Annotated in this window: 13 protein-coding genes; 12 read left to right on the top strand and 1 reads right to left on the bottom strand. The window is 72.4% G+C overall.

Annotated features, from left to right (window positions below; genetic code table 11):
• Nucleotides 1–77: 77 nt before the first annotated feature.
• The 11 genes from GE115_RS17385 to miaA all read left to right on the top strand — a co-directional run bounded on the left by GE115_RS17385 (nucleotide 78) and on the right by miaA (nucleotide 11,697).
• Nucleotides 78–1,319, top strand: coding sequence for an ABC transporter permease (locus GE115_RS17385; protein WP_312855333.1), 1,242 nt, complete (start codon nucleotides 78–80; stop codon nucleotides 1,317–1,319).
• A gap of 129 nt (nucleotides 1,320–1,448) precedes the next feature.
• The gene (locus GE115_RS17380; protein WP_153686026.1) at nucleotides 1,449–1,940 is read left to right on the top strand and encodes a GNAT family N-acetyltransferase; all 492 of its coding nucleotides are present in this window, start codon (nucleotides 1,449–1,451) and stop codon (nucleotides 1,938–1,940) included.
• Nucleotides 1,941–2,030: 90 nt separating this feature from the next.
• Nucleotides 2,031–4,976, top strand: a complete 2,946-nt coding sequence (locus tag GE115_RS17375) for an FtsK/SpoIIIE family DNA translocase (protein ID WP_153686025.1) — start codon at nucleotides 2,031–2,033, stop codon at nucleotides 4,974–4,976.
• A 39-nt stretch (nucleotides 4,977–5,015) separates the two neighbouring features.
• Nucleotides 5,016–5,615, top strand: coding sequence for a CDP-diacylglycerol--glycerol-3-phosphate 3-phosphatidyltransferase (gene pgsA, locus GE115_RS17370; RefSeq protein WP_153686024.1), 600 nt, complete (start codon nucleotides 5,016–5,018; stop codon nucleotides 5,613–5,615).
• Between the two features lie 11 nt (nucleotides 5,616–5,626).
• Complete coding sequence (locus tag GE115_RS17365) at nucleotides 5,627–6,160, top strand: CinA family protein (protein WP_153686040.1); 534 nt, start codon at nucleotides 5,627–5,629, stop codon at nucleotides 6,158–6,160.
• Nucleotides 6,161–6,285: 125 nt separating this feature from the next.
• Entirely contained in the window at nucleotides 6,286–6,597 is a 312-nt protein-coding gene (locus tag GE115_RS17360; RefSeq protein ID WP_153686023.1) for a helix-turn-helix domain-containing protein, read from the top strand.
• A 105-nt stretch (nucleotides 6,598–6,702) separates the two neighbouring features.
• The gene (locus GE115_RS17355) at nucleotides 6,703–6,933 is read left to right on the top strand and encodes a DUF3046 domain-containing protein (RefSeq protein WP_312855332.1); all 231 of its coding nucleotides are present in this window, start codon (nucleotides 6,703–6,705) and stop codon (nucleotides 6,931–6,933) included.
• A gap of 267 nt (nucleotides 6,934–7,200) precedes the next feature.
• Complete coding sequence (recA, locus tag GE115_RS17350) at nucleotides 7,201–8,271, top strand: recombinase RecA (RefSeq protein WP_153686022.1); 1,071 nt, start codon at nucleotides 7,201–7,203, stop codon at nucleotides 8,269–8,271.
• A gap of 69 nt (nucleotides 8,272–8,340) precedes the next feature.
• Nucleotides 8,341–9,090 carry a regulatory protein RecX gene (locus tag GE115_RS19305; protein WP_153686021.1) on the top strand — a complete coding sequence of 250 codons (750 nt, stop codon included), beginning with the start codon at nucleotides 8,341–8,343 and terminating at the stop codon, nucleotides 9,088–9,090.
• A gap of 92 nt (nucleotides 9,091–9,182) precedes the next feature.
• Entirely contained in the window at nucleotides 9,183–10,775 is a 1,593-nt protein-coding gene (gene miaB, locus GE115_RS17340) for a tRNA (N6-isopentenyl adenosine(37)-C2)-methylthiotransferase MiaB (protein WP_153686020.1), read from the top strand.
• A 1-nt stretch (nucleotide 10,776) separates the two neighbouring features.
• On the top strand, nucleotides 10,777–11,697 hold the full coding sequence (gene miaA, locus GE115_RS17335; RefSeq protein ID WP_312855331.1) for a tRNA (adenosine(37)-N6)-dimethylallyltransferase MiaA: 921 nt from the start codon (nucleotides 10,777–10,779) through the stop codon (nucleotides 11,695–11,697).
• 29 nt (nucleotides 11,698–11,726) lie between these two features.
• Here miaA and GE115_RS17330 read toward each other — a convergent pair whose 3' ends face one another.
• The gene (locus tag GE115_RS17330; RefSeq protein WP_153686018.1) at nucleotides 11,727–12,242 is read right to left on the bottom strand and encodes an Lrp/AsnC family transcriptional regulator; all 516 of its coding nucleotides are present in this window, start codon (nucleotides 12,240–12,242) and stop codon (nucleotides 11,727–11,729) included.
• Between the two features lie 100 nt (nucleotides 12,243–12,342).
• On the opposite strand from GE115_RS17330, the gene GE115_RS17325 reads away from it, so the two are divergent.
• Nucleotides 12,343–13,635 carry an MFS transporter gene (locus tag GE115_RS17325; RefSeq protein ID WP_153686017.1) on the top strand — a complete coding sequence of 431 codons (1,293 nt, stop codon included), beginning with the start codon at nucleotides 12,343–12,345 and terminating at the stop codon, nucleotides 13,633–13,635.
• The last annotated feature ends 8 nt before the right edge of the window (nucleotides 13,636–13,643 follow it).

Genomic DNA, 13,643 nt, shown 5'->3' with positions numbered 1-13,643 from the left:
GCCGAAGCCGAAGCCGAAGCCGAAGCCGAAGCCGAAGCCGAAGCCGACGTCCACGCCGCCGACGCGGAGGCCGTGGCGTGATCGGCTGGCTCGCCCGGACCGGCACGGGCATGGTCTCCACCGTCGTCGAGGCGCTCGAGGAACTGCGCATCCATCGCGGCCGCGTGCTGCTCTCGCTGATCGGCGTCGCCGTCGCGGTGTGCGCACTCGCGACCGTCGTTGCGGCCGGTGCCATCGCCGAACAGGCGGGCCGCGAGATGCAGGAGCGGTACGGCGGGCGACCGGCGACCGTGCAGTTCAACCTCGCGACCGCGAACGGCCAGGCGGATGCCTCGGCCTCGCAGACCGCCTGGGCCTCCGCGATGGCCCGGCACGAGGTCGAGTACTCGACCCGCGTGGGCTACGGCTCGCTCACGGTGCAGTTCGCCGACGGCGCTCGGCCGGTATCCGCCCAGGTCGTCGACGCCGACTACGGGCTCATGCACCGGGTCCGGCTCGCCGAGGGCGCCTGGTTCACCGATCGCGACGCGGCGAGGCTCGCTCCCGCGGTGATCGTCAACGAGGTCATGTGGGAGCAGCTCGGCAGCCCGGCGCTGGCGACGCATCCGACGATCGAGGTCATCGGAGCCGACCCGTTCACGGCGGTCGTCACGGGAGTCACGCCGCGACAGTCCGAGTGGGAGACCGACCCGTCGGCGTTCATCCTCGCCGACGCCTACCTCGCGCACGCGCCGGAGCCGACCGACCCGATGATGGGCGCGTTCATGCCCGCGTACGAGGCGTGGGTCCCCGACGGCTCGGCCGAGGAGCTCACCGAGGCGCTCACGCGCACGCTCAGGTCCGAGCTCGGCGAGGGTGCCCAGGTCGACGGCTGGCGCAGCGACTACGCCGCATTCGACGGCGACCCGTACCTCGCGATCAAGCTCGTCATCGCGGGCGTCGCGGTCGTGATCCTGCTGCTCGGCGCCCTCGGCCTGCTCACGATCTCGCTCGTCACCGTGCGCGGCCGGATCCGGGAGATCGGCATCCGGCGCTCGTTCGGGGCGTCGGCCGGGCGCGTGTTCTTCTCGGTGCTGATGGAGACGGTCGTCGGCACGTTCGTCGCGGGCGTGGTGGGGGTCGGGATCTCGATCGCGCTCGTGCGGAGCCCGCTGCTCGGGCTCGCACTCGGCGGCCAGCTGGTCGAGGACCTCCCCGGGTTCCCGGTCGAGGCCGCGCTCATCGGCATCGGCTCCGCCGTGGCGGTGGGGGCGCTGTCGGGCCTCATCCCCGCGCTCGCGGCGGTCCGGGTGCGGGTCATCGACGCGATCCGGTTCTGAGGCGACTCGGTGCGGTTCCGCCTCGACTCGATCCGTTTCCGAGGCGCTGCCGGGGCGCGGTGCGGGCGGGCCGATCCCGCCGTTCGGCACCGAAACACCGACGAAACGCCGGGCGCGTAGCATCCGCCCATGACGGCCCTCAGCATCCGTCCGGCCGCGCCCGGCGACGGCGCGTTCCTCGCCGACATGGTCGTCGAGGCGGCGAACTGGCGCGACGGCACCAACCGGCCGCGTCCGGTCGTCCTCGCCGACCCGGTGCACCGCGGCTACGTCGCCGGCTGGCAACGTCCGGCCGACGCGGGCGTCGTCGCGGTCGACCCCGAGGGCAGGCCCGTGGGCGCGGCCTGGTACCGCGTCTTCCCGCCCGACGCCGCGGCGCACGGGTTCGTCGCGGCTGGCGTCCCCGAGCTCATCGTCGGCGTTCGGCCGCTCTGGCGGGCCCAGGGCGTCGGTCGCGCGCTGCTGCAGGGCGTGACGGATGCCGCGCGCCGCGCCGGATTCGCCCGCCTCGCCCTCAGCGTCGAGCACGGCAACTTCGCGGCGGCGCTGTACCGTTCGGAGGGATTCGCCGTCATCGCCTCGACGGCGACCCGCGACACGATGGTGCGCCGGCTCGGCTGAGCGAGCCGATGTGCGCCGCGCGGCCCCGGATCGCAGACACTCGCGGGCGGATGCCGCTCCGTGTCGCAGCCGGGCCGTAACGTGGAGCCCATGGCTACGGGCACCCGATCGAACAAGCGTGCGTCGGGCACGTCCGCCCGCACGACCTCCACGCGGCAGGCCACGGCCGCGACGAAGAAGCTCCCGGCGGCGACGGCACGCGGCAGCAAGGCGAAGCCGGCCGGTGCCGAGCGGCCGAACCTGCTGGTCCGGGCCTGGATGGGCCTGGCCCACGTGGTCGGCGCCGGCGCGCGCGCACTCGGACCCGAGACCCTCGCGAAGGAGGAGCGTCGCGACGGCCTGCCGTTCTTCCTCGTGCTGCTGGCCGTCGCCGGAGCCGTCGTCGAGTGGTTCGCCATCAACGACCCCATCGCGCAGACGCTCGACTCGTGGACGTTCGGGGCGCTCTTCGGGCGCGTCGCGTTCGCCCTGCCGGTCGTCATGCTGCTGTTCGCGGTGTGGCTGTTCCGCCATCCGAGCTCGGTGCACGACAACACGCGTATCGGCATCGGGCTCGCGCTGCTGCTCGTGTCGGTGTCGGCGCTCTGCCACATCTTCGGCGGGCAGCCCGCGCCCAGCGAGGGCATGCCGGTGCTCGCGCGCGCGGGCGGCATCCTCGGCTGGATGCTCGCGCAACCGCTCATCCTCCTCATCCAGCCGATCGGCGCGACGGCGGTCGTCATCGTGCTCGTCGCGCTCTCGCTGCTGATCATGACCAAGACGCCGCCGAACCGCATCGGCGCCCGCTTCCGCGAGCTGTACGTGTGGCTCTTCGGCGAGGTCGAGCCGCGAGAGACGGATGCCGCGTCCACCAAGGCCGAGGCGGAGCCCAAACGCCGGCGCGGCCGGGCCGAGAAGACCGAGCAGGTCGAGCTCGACGGCATCGACGCCGACGCCGACGCCAAGGGCGACCAGGCCGGCTCGGGCCTGCTGCCCTGGTGGCGACGAAACTCGTCGAATCGCGAGGAGGATCCCGACTTCGTGCCCGCCGGCGCCGACGGGCTCACCGAGGTGTTCGGGGCCGGATCGGCCGACGGCAGCTTCGAGTCGGCGCTCGAGGGCCAGGGCGGTCCCGACTCGTACGGCACCGAGGTGCTCGGCGACCTCGAGCGCGCCGAGTCGGCGCTGCAGCGGTTCACGGGCGAGACGCCGCACGGCGGCACCGCCCTGCGCGGCGACGACGGCGAGGGCGGTACGGCCGGCGGCGTGCTCGCCGGCCTCGAGGGCGCCGGCACCGTCGGTGCCGGCCTCGGTCCCGCCGTCGCCGCGACGACCGACGCTGCGGCGGCTCCGGCCGTCGACGAGGCCGAGCAGCCCGAGCGCCCATACCACCTGCCGTCGGCGGCCACGCTCGCGGCGGGCGCGCCGGCCAAGTCGCGCTCGGCGGCGAACGACGAGGTCGTGCGCCAGATCACGGGCGTCCTCGACCAGTTCGGCGTCGACGCGAAGGTCACGGGATTCTCGCGCGGGCCGACCGTGACACAGTACGAGATCGAACTCGGGCCGGGCGTGAAGGTCGAGCGCGTCACGGCGCTGTCGAAGAACCTCGCCTACGCGGTGGCCTCGAACGAGGTGCGCATCCTCTCGCCGATCCCGGGCAAGAGCGCCATCGGCGTCGAGATCCCCAACGCCGACCGCGAGATCGTGACCCTCGGCGACGTGCTGCGCTCGGGCGCGGCCGTCGGCGCGAAGCATCCGATGACCATCGGCGTCGGCAAGGACGTCGGCGGCGGCTACGTCGTCGCGAACCTCGCGAAGATGCCCCACCTGCTGGTGGCCGGATCGACGGGATCGGGCAAGTCGAGCTTCGTGAACTCGATGATCACGAGCCTGCTGATGCGCGCCAAGCCCTCCGAGGTGCGCATGGTGCTGATCGACCCGAAGCGGGTCGAGCTCGCGCCTTACGGCGGCGTGCCGCACCTGATCACGCCCATCATCACGAACCCCAAGAAGGCGGCCGAAGCGCTGCAGTGGGTCGTGAAGGAGATGGACATGCGGTACGACGACCTCGCGTCGTTCGGGTTCCGCCACATCGACGACTTCAACAAGGCCGTCGTCAACGACGAGATCGTGCTGCCGGCGGGCTCCGAGCGCCGGCTCAAGCCGTACCCGTACCTGCTCGTCGTCGTCGACGAGCTGGCCGACCTGATGATGGTCGCCCCGCGCGACGTCGAGGACTCGATCGTGCGCATCACCCAGCTCGCGCGAGCCTCGGGCATCCACCTCGTGCTCGCGACGCAGCGTCCGTCGGTCGACGTCGTGACCGGACTCATCAAGGCCAACGTGCCGTCGCGGCTCGCCTTCGCGGTGACGAGCGTCACCGATTCGCGCGTCATCCTCGACCAGCCGGGCGCCGACAAGCTCATCGGCCAGGGCGACGGGCTCTTCCTGCCGATGGGCGCCTCCAAGCCGATCCGCGTGCAGGGCGCGTGGGTCAGCGAGGGCGAGATCGAACGCGTCGTCACGCACGTGACCCGCCAGGCCCGGCCCGAGTACCGTCAAGACGTCGAGGCCGCGGTCGAGAAGAAGGAGATCGACGCGGACATCGGCGACGACCTCGAGCTGCTGCTCGCGGCGGCCGAGCTGATCGTGTCGAGCCAGTTCGGGTCGACCTCGATGCTCCAGCGCAAGCTGCGGGTCGGGTTCGCGAAGGCCGGGCGCCTCATGGACCTGCTCGAGTCGCGCGAGATCGTCGGGCCGAGCGAGGGGTCCAAGGCGCGCGACGTGCTCGTGACCGTCGAGCAGCTGCCCGGTGTCCTGGCCACCCTGCGCGGCGAGCCCGGCGGGTCTCCGGCAGCATCCCGAGCCCCCGCAGCGCCTGCCGCGCAGTCCGCACCGCCGTCCGGAACGGCGACCGGACCGGCCCCCCAGGCGGCACCCGGCTTCGGTGCCGACGACCGCTACGACGGCGATCCGGTGGCACGACGCACCGAGGCGCTCGAGGTCGTCGACGCCGATCCGGATGAAGACGCCTGGGGCCTCACGGGTCGCGACTGACGTGGGCCGGGGCGGTCGCCGGCCGCTATCCTGAGTGCCATGACCTCCTCCGCCGGCACTCCCGCGCGCTCGGCGAACTGGAACCTCCCCAACGCCATCACGGTGGTGCGGATCCTGCTCGCACCGGTCTTCTTCTGGCTGCTGCTGGTCGACGGCGGCGACGGAGGCACGCTGCGCTGGGTCGCGACCGCACTCTTCGTCGTGGCGATCTCGACGGACTGGGTCGACGGGTACATCGCCCGCAGCCGCGGGCTCGTCACCGACCTCGGCAAGCTGCTCGACCCCATCGCCGACAAGCTCCTCACGAGCGGGGCGCTCATCTGCCTGTCGATCTTGGGCGAGGTGCCGTGGTGGGTCACCGGGCTCATCGTGTTGCGCGAGGTCGGCATCACGGTGTGGCGTTTCGTCGAACTGCGCCGCGGCAACGTCGTGCCGGCCTCTTCGGGCGGCAAGCTCAAGACGGTCGCCCAGTCGGTCGCGATCTCGTTCGCACTCGCGCCGTTCCCGATGCTGCTCGGCGAGTGGATGGCGTGGGTCAATGCCGTGCTCATCGGCATCGCCCTCGCGCTCACGGTGTGGTCGGGCCTGCTCTACGTGCGCGACGCGGTCCGGCTCGGTCGCGAGCGGCACGCGGCGTGACCGACGAACGGATGCCCCCCGCCGGGGCCGTGTCGGCCGACGCGGTCCGCCTCGTCGCCGCGCTGGCCCAGCAGGGCCTGACGCTGGCCGTCGCGGAATCGCTGACCGGCGGCCTGCTCGCCGCCGAGATCGTCACGGTGCCCGGGGCATCCGTCGTCTTCACCGGCGCGGTCGTCGCGTATGCGACGCCGCTCAAGGCCAGCCTGCTGGGGGTCGATGCCGCGCTCCTGGCCGAGCGCGGCGCCGTCGACGCCGAGGTGGCGCGCCAGATGGCCGACGGTGTGCGGCGCGCGTGCGCGGTCGACGGTCGCCCCGCCGACCTCGGCATCGCGACGACCGGCGTGGCCGGTCCCGACCCGCAGGACGGGCACGCGCCTGGCACGGTGCACCTCGGCATCGCTTCGGCCCGGGGCATCCGGTCGGTCGCGCTCGACCTCGCCGGCGACCGGCCGGCGATCCGCCGCGCGGCGGTGGAACGGGCGGTCGCGGAGGCCCTCGCGGAACTCGACGCGACGGGTATCGCCGACGCGGAATACCCGGTGTGAACTCCCGGTTACAGGTGGCAGGTTCACACGGAAATTCCAGTGTGCAAGGCTAGAGTCGAAGGACACGGAAGGTCGGGTTAGACTGACCCTCCCGTTCCGGCTCAGGTGAGAGAAGGAGGTTCCCGATGGTTCTGGTTCGACAGGAGATCGGTGATGTGCTGAGGGACTTCCGTCTGCAGAAGGGCCGCACGCTCCGCCAGGTCGCCAGCAAGGCGAGCGTGGCGCTCGGCTACCTCAGCGAGGTCGAGCGCGGACAGAAGGAGGCGTCGAGCGAGATCCTCGCGTCGGTCGCCGACGCCCTCGACACGCCCATCTCCGTGATCATGCACGAGGTCGGCGATCGCATCGCCGTGCTCGAGGGGCTCACCCCGGTGGTGCCCGACAGCCTCCCCGACGAGCTCGTGGCCGAGTTCGACGCGGAGATCATGGTTCGCTGACCCACAGGATTCGATGGCGACGGCCGGTCGGAAGACCGGCCGTCGTCGTGTCCCGTGCGGAGGTGCCGAGGTTCGTGTTCGAAGGTTCGCGCCCGGGAGGCCGATGTGAAGCGCAGTGAGTTCCAGATCGCGGTCGAGACCGAGTTCGGCGCGGGCTACGCCGGGGCGCTGCTGCGCGACCTGACGATGGAGGCGCTCGGCGGCCGCACCGCACGCGAGGCCCTCGCCGCCGGTGTGCCGCCGCGTGAGGTCTGGCTCGCGCTCTGCGAGGCGACGGACGTCCCGGTCGAGCGCCGCCACGGGGTCGGCCAGCGCGAGCCGGGCCGCGATCGCTGACGACGATCGCGCTGGCCGCAGTCGCCGAAGACGTGTTCGACACGCCGGTGCGCGTTCGAACATGCGTTCGGTCGAACGCGTAGGCTCCTGCACAGCGGATGCCACGACGACACCGTCCACATCCTCCGGCTCGCCCGGTGCGATGTCGGTGGCCGGCCATACGGTCGGAGTCGTCGGAAGCAATCCCAACCGCCTTGTCGCCAGGAACGGGTCACCGTGAAGGCGACAGCCTAGAGGCAGCCGCACCAGCATCGAAGGAGCCAGCACATGCCATCACCAGTAGACCGCGAGAAGGCGCTCGAGACCGCCCTCGCCCAGATCGACCGCCAGTTCGGCAAGGGCTCCGTCATGCGCCTCGGCAGTGAAGAGCGCGCACCCGTCGAGGTCATCCCGACCGGCTCCATCGCCCTCGACGTCGCGCTCGGCGTCGGCGGCCTCCCGCGCGGCCGCATCATCGAGATCTACGGCCCCGAGTCCTCGGGCAAGACGACGCTCACCCTCCACGCGATCGCCAACGTCCAGCGCGCAGGCGGCATCGCGGCGTTCATCGACGCCGAGCACGCACTCGACCCCGACTATGCGAAGAAGCTCGGCGTCGACATCGACTCGCTGCTCGTGTCGCAGCCCGACACGGGTGAGCAGGCGCTCGAGATCGCCGACATGCTGGTGCGTTCGGGCTCGATCGACCTCGTCGTCATCGACTCGGTCGCCGCGCTCGTGCCCCGGGCCGAGATCGAGGGCGAGATGGGCGACTCGCACGTCGGCCTCCAGGCCCGCCTCATGTCGCAGGCGCTGCGCAAGCTCACGGGTGGACTGAACCAGACCAACACCACCATGATCTTCATCAACCAGCTGCGCGAGAAGATCGGCGTGTTCTTCGGCAGCCCCGAGACGACCGCGGGCGGCAAGGCGCTGAAGTTCTACGCCTCCGTGCGCCTCGACATCCGTCGCATCGAGACCCTGAAGGACGGCACCGAGGCGGTCGGCAACCGCACCCGCGTGAAGGTCGTCAAGAACAAGATGGCGCCGCCCTTCAAGCAGGCCGAGTTCGACATCCTGTACGGTGTCGGCATCTCGCGCGAGGGCTCGCTCATCGACTACGGCGTCGACCAGGCGATCGTGAAGAAGTCGGGCGCCTGGTACACCTACGACGGCGACCAGCTCGGCCAGGGCAAAGAGAACGCGCGCAACTTCCTGCTGCAGAACCCCGACATCGCGGCCGACATCGAGCAGAAGATCCTCGTGAAGCTCGGCATCGGCGCGGCCGGTGCGGCTGCTGCGGCGCAGCAGGCGGCGTCCAACGTCGAGTCGCTCGACGCGAAGCGCCGGGGGGCCTGAGTCACCGCGGCGCGTCGGTCCGCCGACGCGCCGCGGTCTCGATCCGTGATTTCCGGGGGAGGAGCACCAGTGCACGAATGGTCGCCAGACGAGCAGGCGAGAGGGCCTGAAGGTGCCGCAGGGCGCGACGGTGCCGCAGGGTCCGAGGGCGCTGCGGGCGATGCGCGGCTGGCCCCGGTCAGCTACCTGCCGTGGGCCGAGCCGTCCGCGACCGGGCGACGCTCGGCCGCGAAGGGCCGGTACCGCGGATCGGGGCGCCCGCCCGTCGACATCGGTGCTGCAGCTGCCGGCCTCGCCGACGACGGACCGGCCGACGACGGCTCCGACCGGCAGCGCGACGAGACCGGCGCCGAGCGCGACGCCCGCATCGATCGGCTCGTCGTCTCGCGGCTGCGCCGCTCCTCACTGTCGGTCTCCGAGGTGCGTGCGGTGCTCGTCGAGCACGGGCTCGACGACGCCGAGGTCGAGGAATGGATCGAGCGCTACGAACGGCTCGGCTACCTCGACGACGCCCGGCTCGCCGAGCAGGTCGTCCACACGAGCGCGGTGCGGCGCGGCAAGGGCAGCGGCGCGATCCTCGCCGAACTCGGCCGGCGCGGCGTCGACCCCTCCGCCGCGCGAGCGGCGCTCGACGAGATCGACCCCGAACTCGAGCGCGAGAACGCCGTCCAGGTCGCCCAGCGGCGTGCCCGCCAACTCGGCGGGCTCGACCGCGCCGTCGCCACGCGCCGGCTGACGGCGTTCCTGCAGCGGCGCGGCTATCCGTCCGAGGTGATCCGCGAGGCCGTGGCGGCGGCTCTCCCGGGCGATCGCGGCTGACCAGTCGCAGCTCACATCGGGTGCTCGGCGGTCGACCGGTCGAACGCCCCACGATCGAACGTCGCGGCGATCGAACGTACACTGGTTCGATCATGAGCACCCTCCGAGAGGCCTCGCCGGTCGAGGTCGATGACGCCGCGCCACGCACCTACGAGGTGCGCACGTTCGGCTGCCAGATGAACGTGCACGACTCCGAGCGTCTCTCCGGGTCGCTCGAGGCGGCCGGCTACGTGCCCGCCAACGGCGCGGAGCCCGACGTCGTGGTGATCAACACCTGCGCGGTGCGCGAGAACGCCGACAACAAGCTCTACGGCAACCTCGGCCACCTCGCGAGCGTCAAGCGACGCCACGCGGGCATGCAGATCGCCGTCGGCGGCTGCCTCGCCCAGAAGGACAAGAACGTCATCCTCGAGAAGGCCCCGTGGGTCGACGTGGTGTTCGGCACGCACAACATGGGCTCCCTGCCGAGCCTGCTCGAGCGTGCCCGGCACAACGACGAGGCGCAGCTCGAGATCCTCGACGCCCTCGAGGTGTTCCCCTCGACGCTGCCCACCAAGCGCGACTCCAGCTACAGCGGCTGGGTGTCGATCTCGGTCGGCTGCAACAACACCTGCACCTTCTGCATCGTGCCCGCGTTGCGCGGCAAGGAGAAGGACCGCCGGCCGGGCGACATCCTCGCCGAGGTCCAGGCGCTCGTCGACGACGGCGCGATCGAGGTCACGCTGCTCGGCCAGAACGTGAACTCCTACGGGGTCGAGTTCGGCGACCGGCAGGCGTTCGGCAAGCTGCTGCGTGCCGCCGGAAGCATCGAGGGCCTCGAGCGGATCCGGTTCACGAGCCCGCACCCGGCCGCCTTCACCGACGACGTCATCGACGCGATGGCCGAGACCCCGAGCGTCATGCCGCAGCTGCATATGCCGTTGCAGTCGGGCTCCGACCGCGTGCTGAAGGCGATGCGGCGCTCGTACCGGAGCGAGAAGTTCCTCGGCATCCTCGACCGCGTGCGCGCGAGGATCCCGAACGCCGCGATCTCCACCGACATCATCGTCGGCTTCCCGGGCGAGACCGAGGCCGACTTCCAGGAGACGCTGCGCGTCGTCGAGGCCGCACGGTTCGCGTCGGCGTTCACGTTCCAGTACTCGATCCGGCCCGGCACCCCGGCCGCGACGATGGAGGACCAGATCCCGAAGGAGGTCGTGCAGGAGCGCTACGAGCGGCTCGTGGCCCTGCAGGAGCGCATCTCCTGGGAGGAGAACCAGCGGCTCATCGGGCAGCCCGTCGAGGTCCTCGTCGCGACCGGCGAGGGCAAGAAGGACGCGGCGACCCATCGCATGAGCGGCCGCGCCGAAGACAGCCGGCTCGTGCACTTCGAGGTGCCCGAGGGGTCCGCAGTGCCGCGTCCCGGCGACGTCGTGTCGGTGACGATCACCGAGGCCGCCCCGTTCCACCTCATCGCCGACTCGACCGACGACGCGCCGCTCGCGGTGCGACGCACGCGCGCGGGCGACGCGTGGGATCGCCAGCAGGCCGAGAGCTGCGGGGTGCCCGCGGCTCCCGGCGCCGCACCCGCCGAAGCCGGCCGCGTGTCGCTCGGACTGCCGACCATCCGGGTCGCCCGCGAGCCGCTCGTTGCCCCGGGCGTCGGCACCATGCCGATCTACGACCCCACAGACGCCCAGCGCTGACGTGACCCTCATCGCGATCGTCGGCGCCACGGGCACCGGCAAGTCGGCCTTCGCGCTCGACCTCGCCGAGTCGTTCGGACGCGCCGGCCGCCCGGCCGAGATCGTCAACGCCGACGCGATGCAGCTCTATCGCGGCATGGACATCGGCACGGCGAAACTGCCGGTGGCCGAGCGCCGCGGCATCCCGCACGCGTTGCTCGACGTCCTCGACGTCACCGAGGAGGCGTCGGCGGCCGCGTACCAGGCGGCCGCGCGCGCCGAGATCGAGCGCATCGAGGCATCCGGCGCCGTCGCGCTCCTCGTCGGCGGCTCGGGGCTCTACGTGTCGAGCGCCATCCACGACTTCCGGTTCCCCGGCACCGACGCCGCGATCCGCGCACGACTCGAGGCCGAGCTCGCCGAGCTCGGGCCCGGCCTGCTGCACGCGCGCCTGCGCGGCATCGATCCCGAGACGGCGGCGGGCGTCGACGCCGCGAACGGGCGCCGGATCGTGCGCGCGCTCGAGGTGATCGAGCTCACCGGCGAGCCGAAGGCGGCACGCCTGCCCGACGAGCCCGTGGCGTGGCATCCGCACCGGGTCGTGCACCTCCGCAGCGATCGCGGCGTGCTCGTCGACCGGCTCGACCGGCGCGTCGAGCAGATGTGGCGCGACGGCCTCGTCGACGAGGCCGAGGCGCTGATCCCAGCCGGCATCGAGCGCGGCGTGACCGCCCGGCGCGCGATCGGGTACGCGCAGGCGCTCGCGGAGCTCCACGGCCGGATGCCTCGCGCCGACGCGATCGCGCAGACGCAGCAGCTCACGCGGACGTACGCGAGGCGCCAGGTCAGCTGGTTCAAGCGGTATCCCGACCAGTCCGTCGTCGATGCCGACGATCGTGGAGCGCTGGCCGCGGAGCTCGCACGACAGGTCGAGCTCGGCTGAGCAGGCGCGCCCGACCGGTACCGGCGCGGTCAGCCCTGCTCGGATGCCTCTCCGGCGTTCCACCAGCGGTCGCCCGTCGTGACCGGGCGCGGCGGGGGAGTCGGGCGCACCTCCCCGCGCGCGAACGGCGTGGACATCACCATCGTCGTCTCGATCGGCCCGTGCGTGCCGATGCGCTCGGAGAGCCCCTCGAAGTGCGCCATCGACGCGACTCGCACGCGAAGCAGCGTGCAGTGCCGGCCGGCGAGCTTGTGGATCTCGACGATCTCGGGGTACTCGTCGGGGTCGGCGGTCTTCAGCAGGCACCTGCCGGAATCGCAGCGCAGGTGGATGTAGGCGGTGACCTCCTGACCGACGCGGGCCGGGTCGACGTCGGCCGAGTAGCCGGTGATGATGCCGTGCGCCTCGAGCCGCCGCACGCGCTCGGCCACCGACGGCGCCGAGAGCGGGATGCGGCGCCCGATCTCGTTGTACGAGAGCCGGGCGTCGGCCTGCAGTTCGCGCAGGATCGCCCAGTCGGTCTCGTCGGGCTCGTACGATCGCATCGTGTCACGCTCCCATCGCGTTGCGAACGCGATCTGATCGACGGGAACGGGTGCTCGACGGCCATTCACGGCGTTCGCGCACCTTCCTACCATGATCCGCATGACTCCGGAACCCGTCGTCCAGGACACCTCGAACCGGCCCGTGACGCGCGGCCGCGGCATCGGCTGGCTGTCGGCCGCGGCGATGATCGGGGCGCTCGCCAACGCCGTCGCGGGCACCGCGGGCGCGCTCCTCGCCGAGCGGCTCGGCGGCGCGACGTGGTACGCCGGGTGGCCGCAGGCGATGATCGTGGTCGGCACGGCGATCGCGGCGCTCGTGATCAGCCCAGCGTCGCGTGGGGGCGGCCGCGCGAGGGCGCTCGCGTGGGGAGCGATCGCGGGTGCCTTCGGCGCGGCCGCGGTGGTGGTCTCCGCGATCGCGGGCGCGATCGTCGCGATGCTCCTCGGCAGCCTGCTCTTCGGCGCCGGCAACGCCGTGGTCATGCTCAGCCGCTATGCCGCGGCCGAGCGCGCGGCGCCCGCGAACCGGGTGCGGGCGCTGACGCGCCTCCTGGTCGCCACGTCGGTCGGAGCGGTGCTCGGACCGCTGCTCCTCGAACCGAGCGATGCCGCCGGTCGCGCGGTCGGCCTGCCGCCGCTGGCGGGCTGCTTCGTGCTGGGCGCCGTCGGGTTCGCCGTCGCGGCCGCCGAGCTGTTCCGGTCGGCGCCGCGCCGCTCGGTCGCGCCGCAGCGTCGCGACGAGTCGTCGCCGATGACGGATGCCGCGGCGGACGCCACGGCGGACGCGGTCGCCGTTGCCGCTGCCACGTCGGCGCCGGGGCGCTCGTCGACGGCGAGCCGACGGGACTCGATCGTCGGCATCGGCGTGCTCTCGCTCGCGAACGTCGTGATGGTGACGGTCATGGCCGTGCTTCCGGTGCACCTCGGCCACCTGCACGTCGACCTCGCCTCGGTCGGCGTGCTGATCTCTGCCCATATCGCGGCGATGTTCGCCCCTTCGCCCCTCTCGGGGGCGCTCGTCGAGCGGTGGGGAGCCGAGGTCGTCGCGTGCATCGGCGCCGTGGTGCTCGCCGCAGCCGCGTGCCTCGCGACCGGCGCTCCGCAGTCGGTTCCGGGTGTCGCGATCGCGGTCGTGCTGATCGGCCTCGGCTGGAACCTGTCGCTCGTCGCGGGCAGCGCGGTGCTCTCGCGGGACGCCGACGAGCGCGTGCGACTGCGTCGCGAGGGGTGGGGCGAGGTCGGCATGGGGGTCGCGGCCGCCGGCGGTGCGGCGGCCTCCGGCACCGTGCTCCAGCTCGCGGGATTCGGCGCCGTCGCGACGGCGGCAGCGGTCGTCGCGGTCGTGTTGCTGGCGTGGGCGGCGGCCGCCGGACCAGCCCGGGGCCGGCCGTAGACTGAGCG

The organism is Agromyces agglutinans (assembly GCF_009647605.1).
Taxonomy (GTDB): domain Bacteria; phylum Actinomycetota; class Actinomycetes; order Actinomycetales; family Microbacteriaceae; genus Agromyces; species Agromyces agglutinans.
Note: the sequence above shows the minus strand (reverse complement) of the source record. Positions and strands in the feature narration are given on the sequence as shown.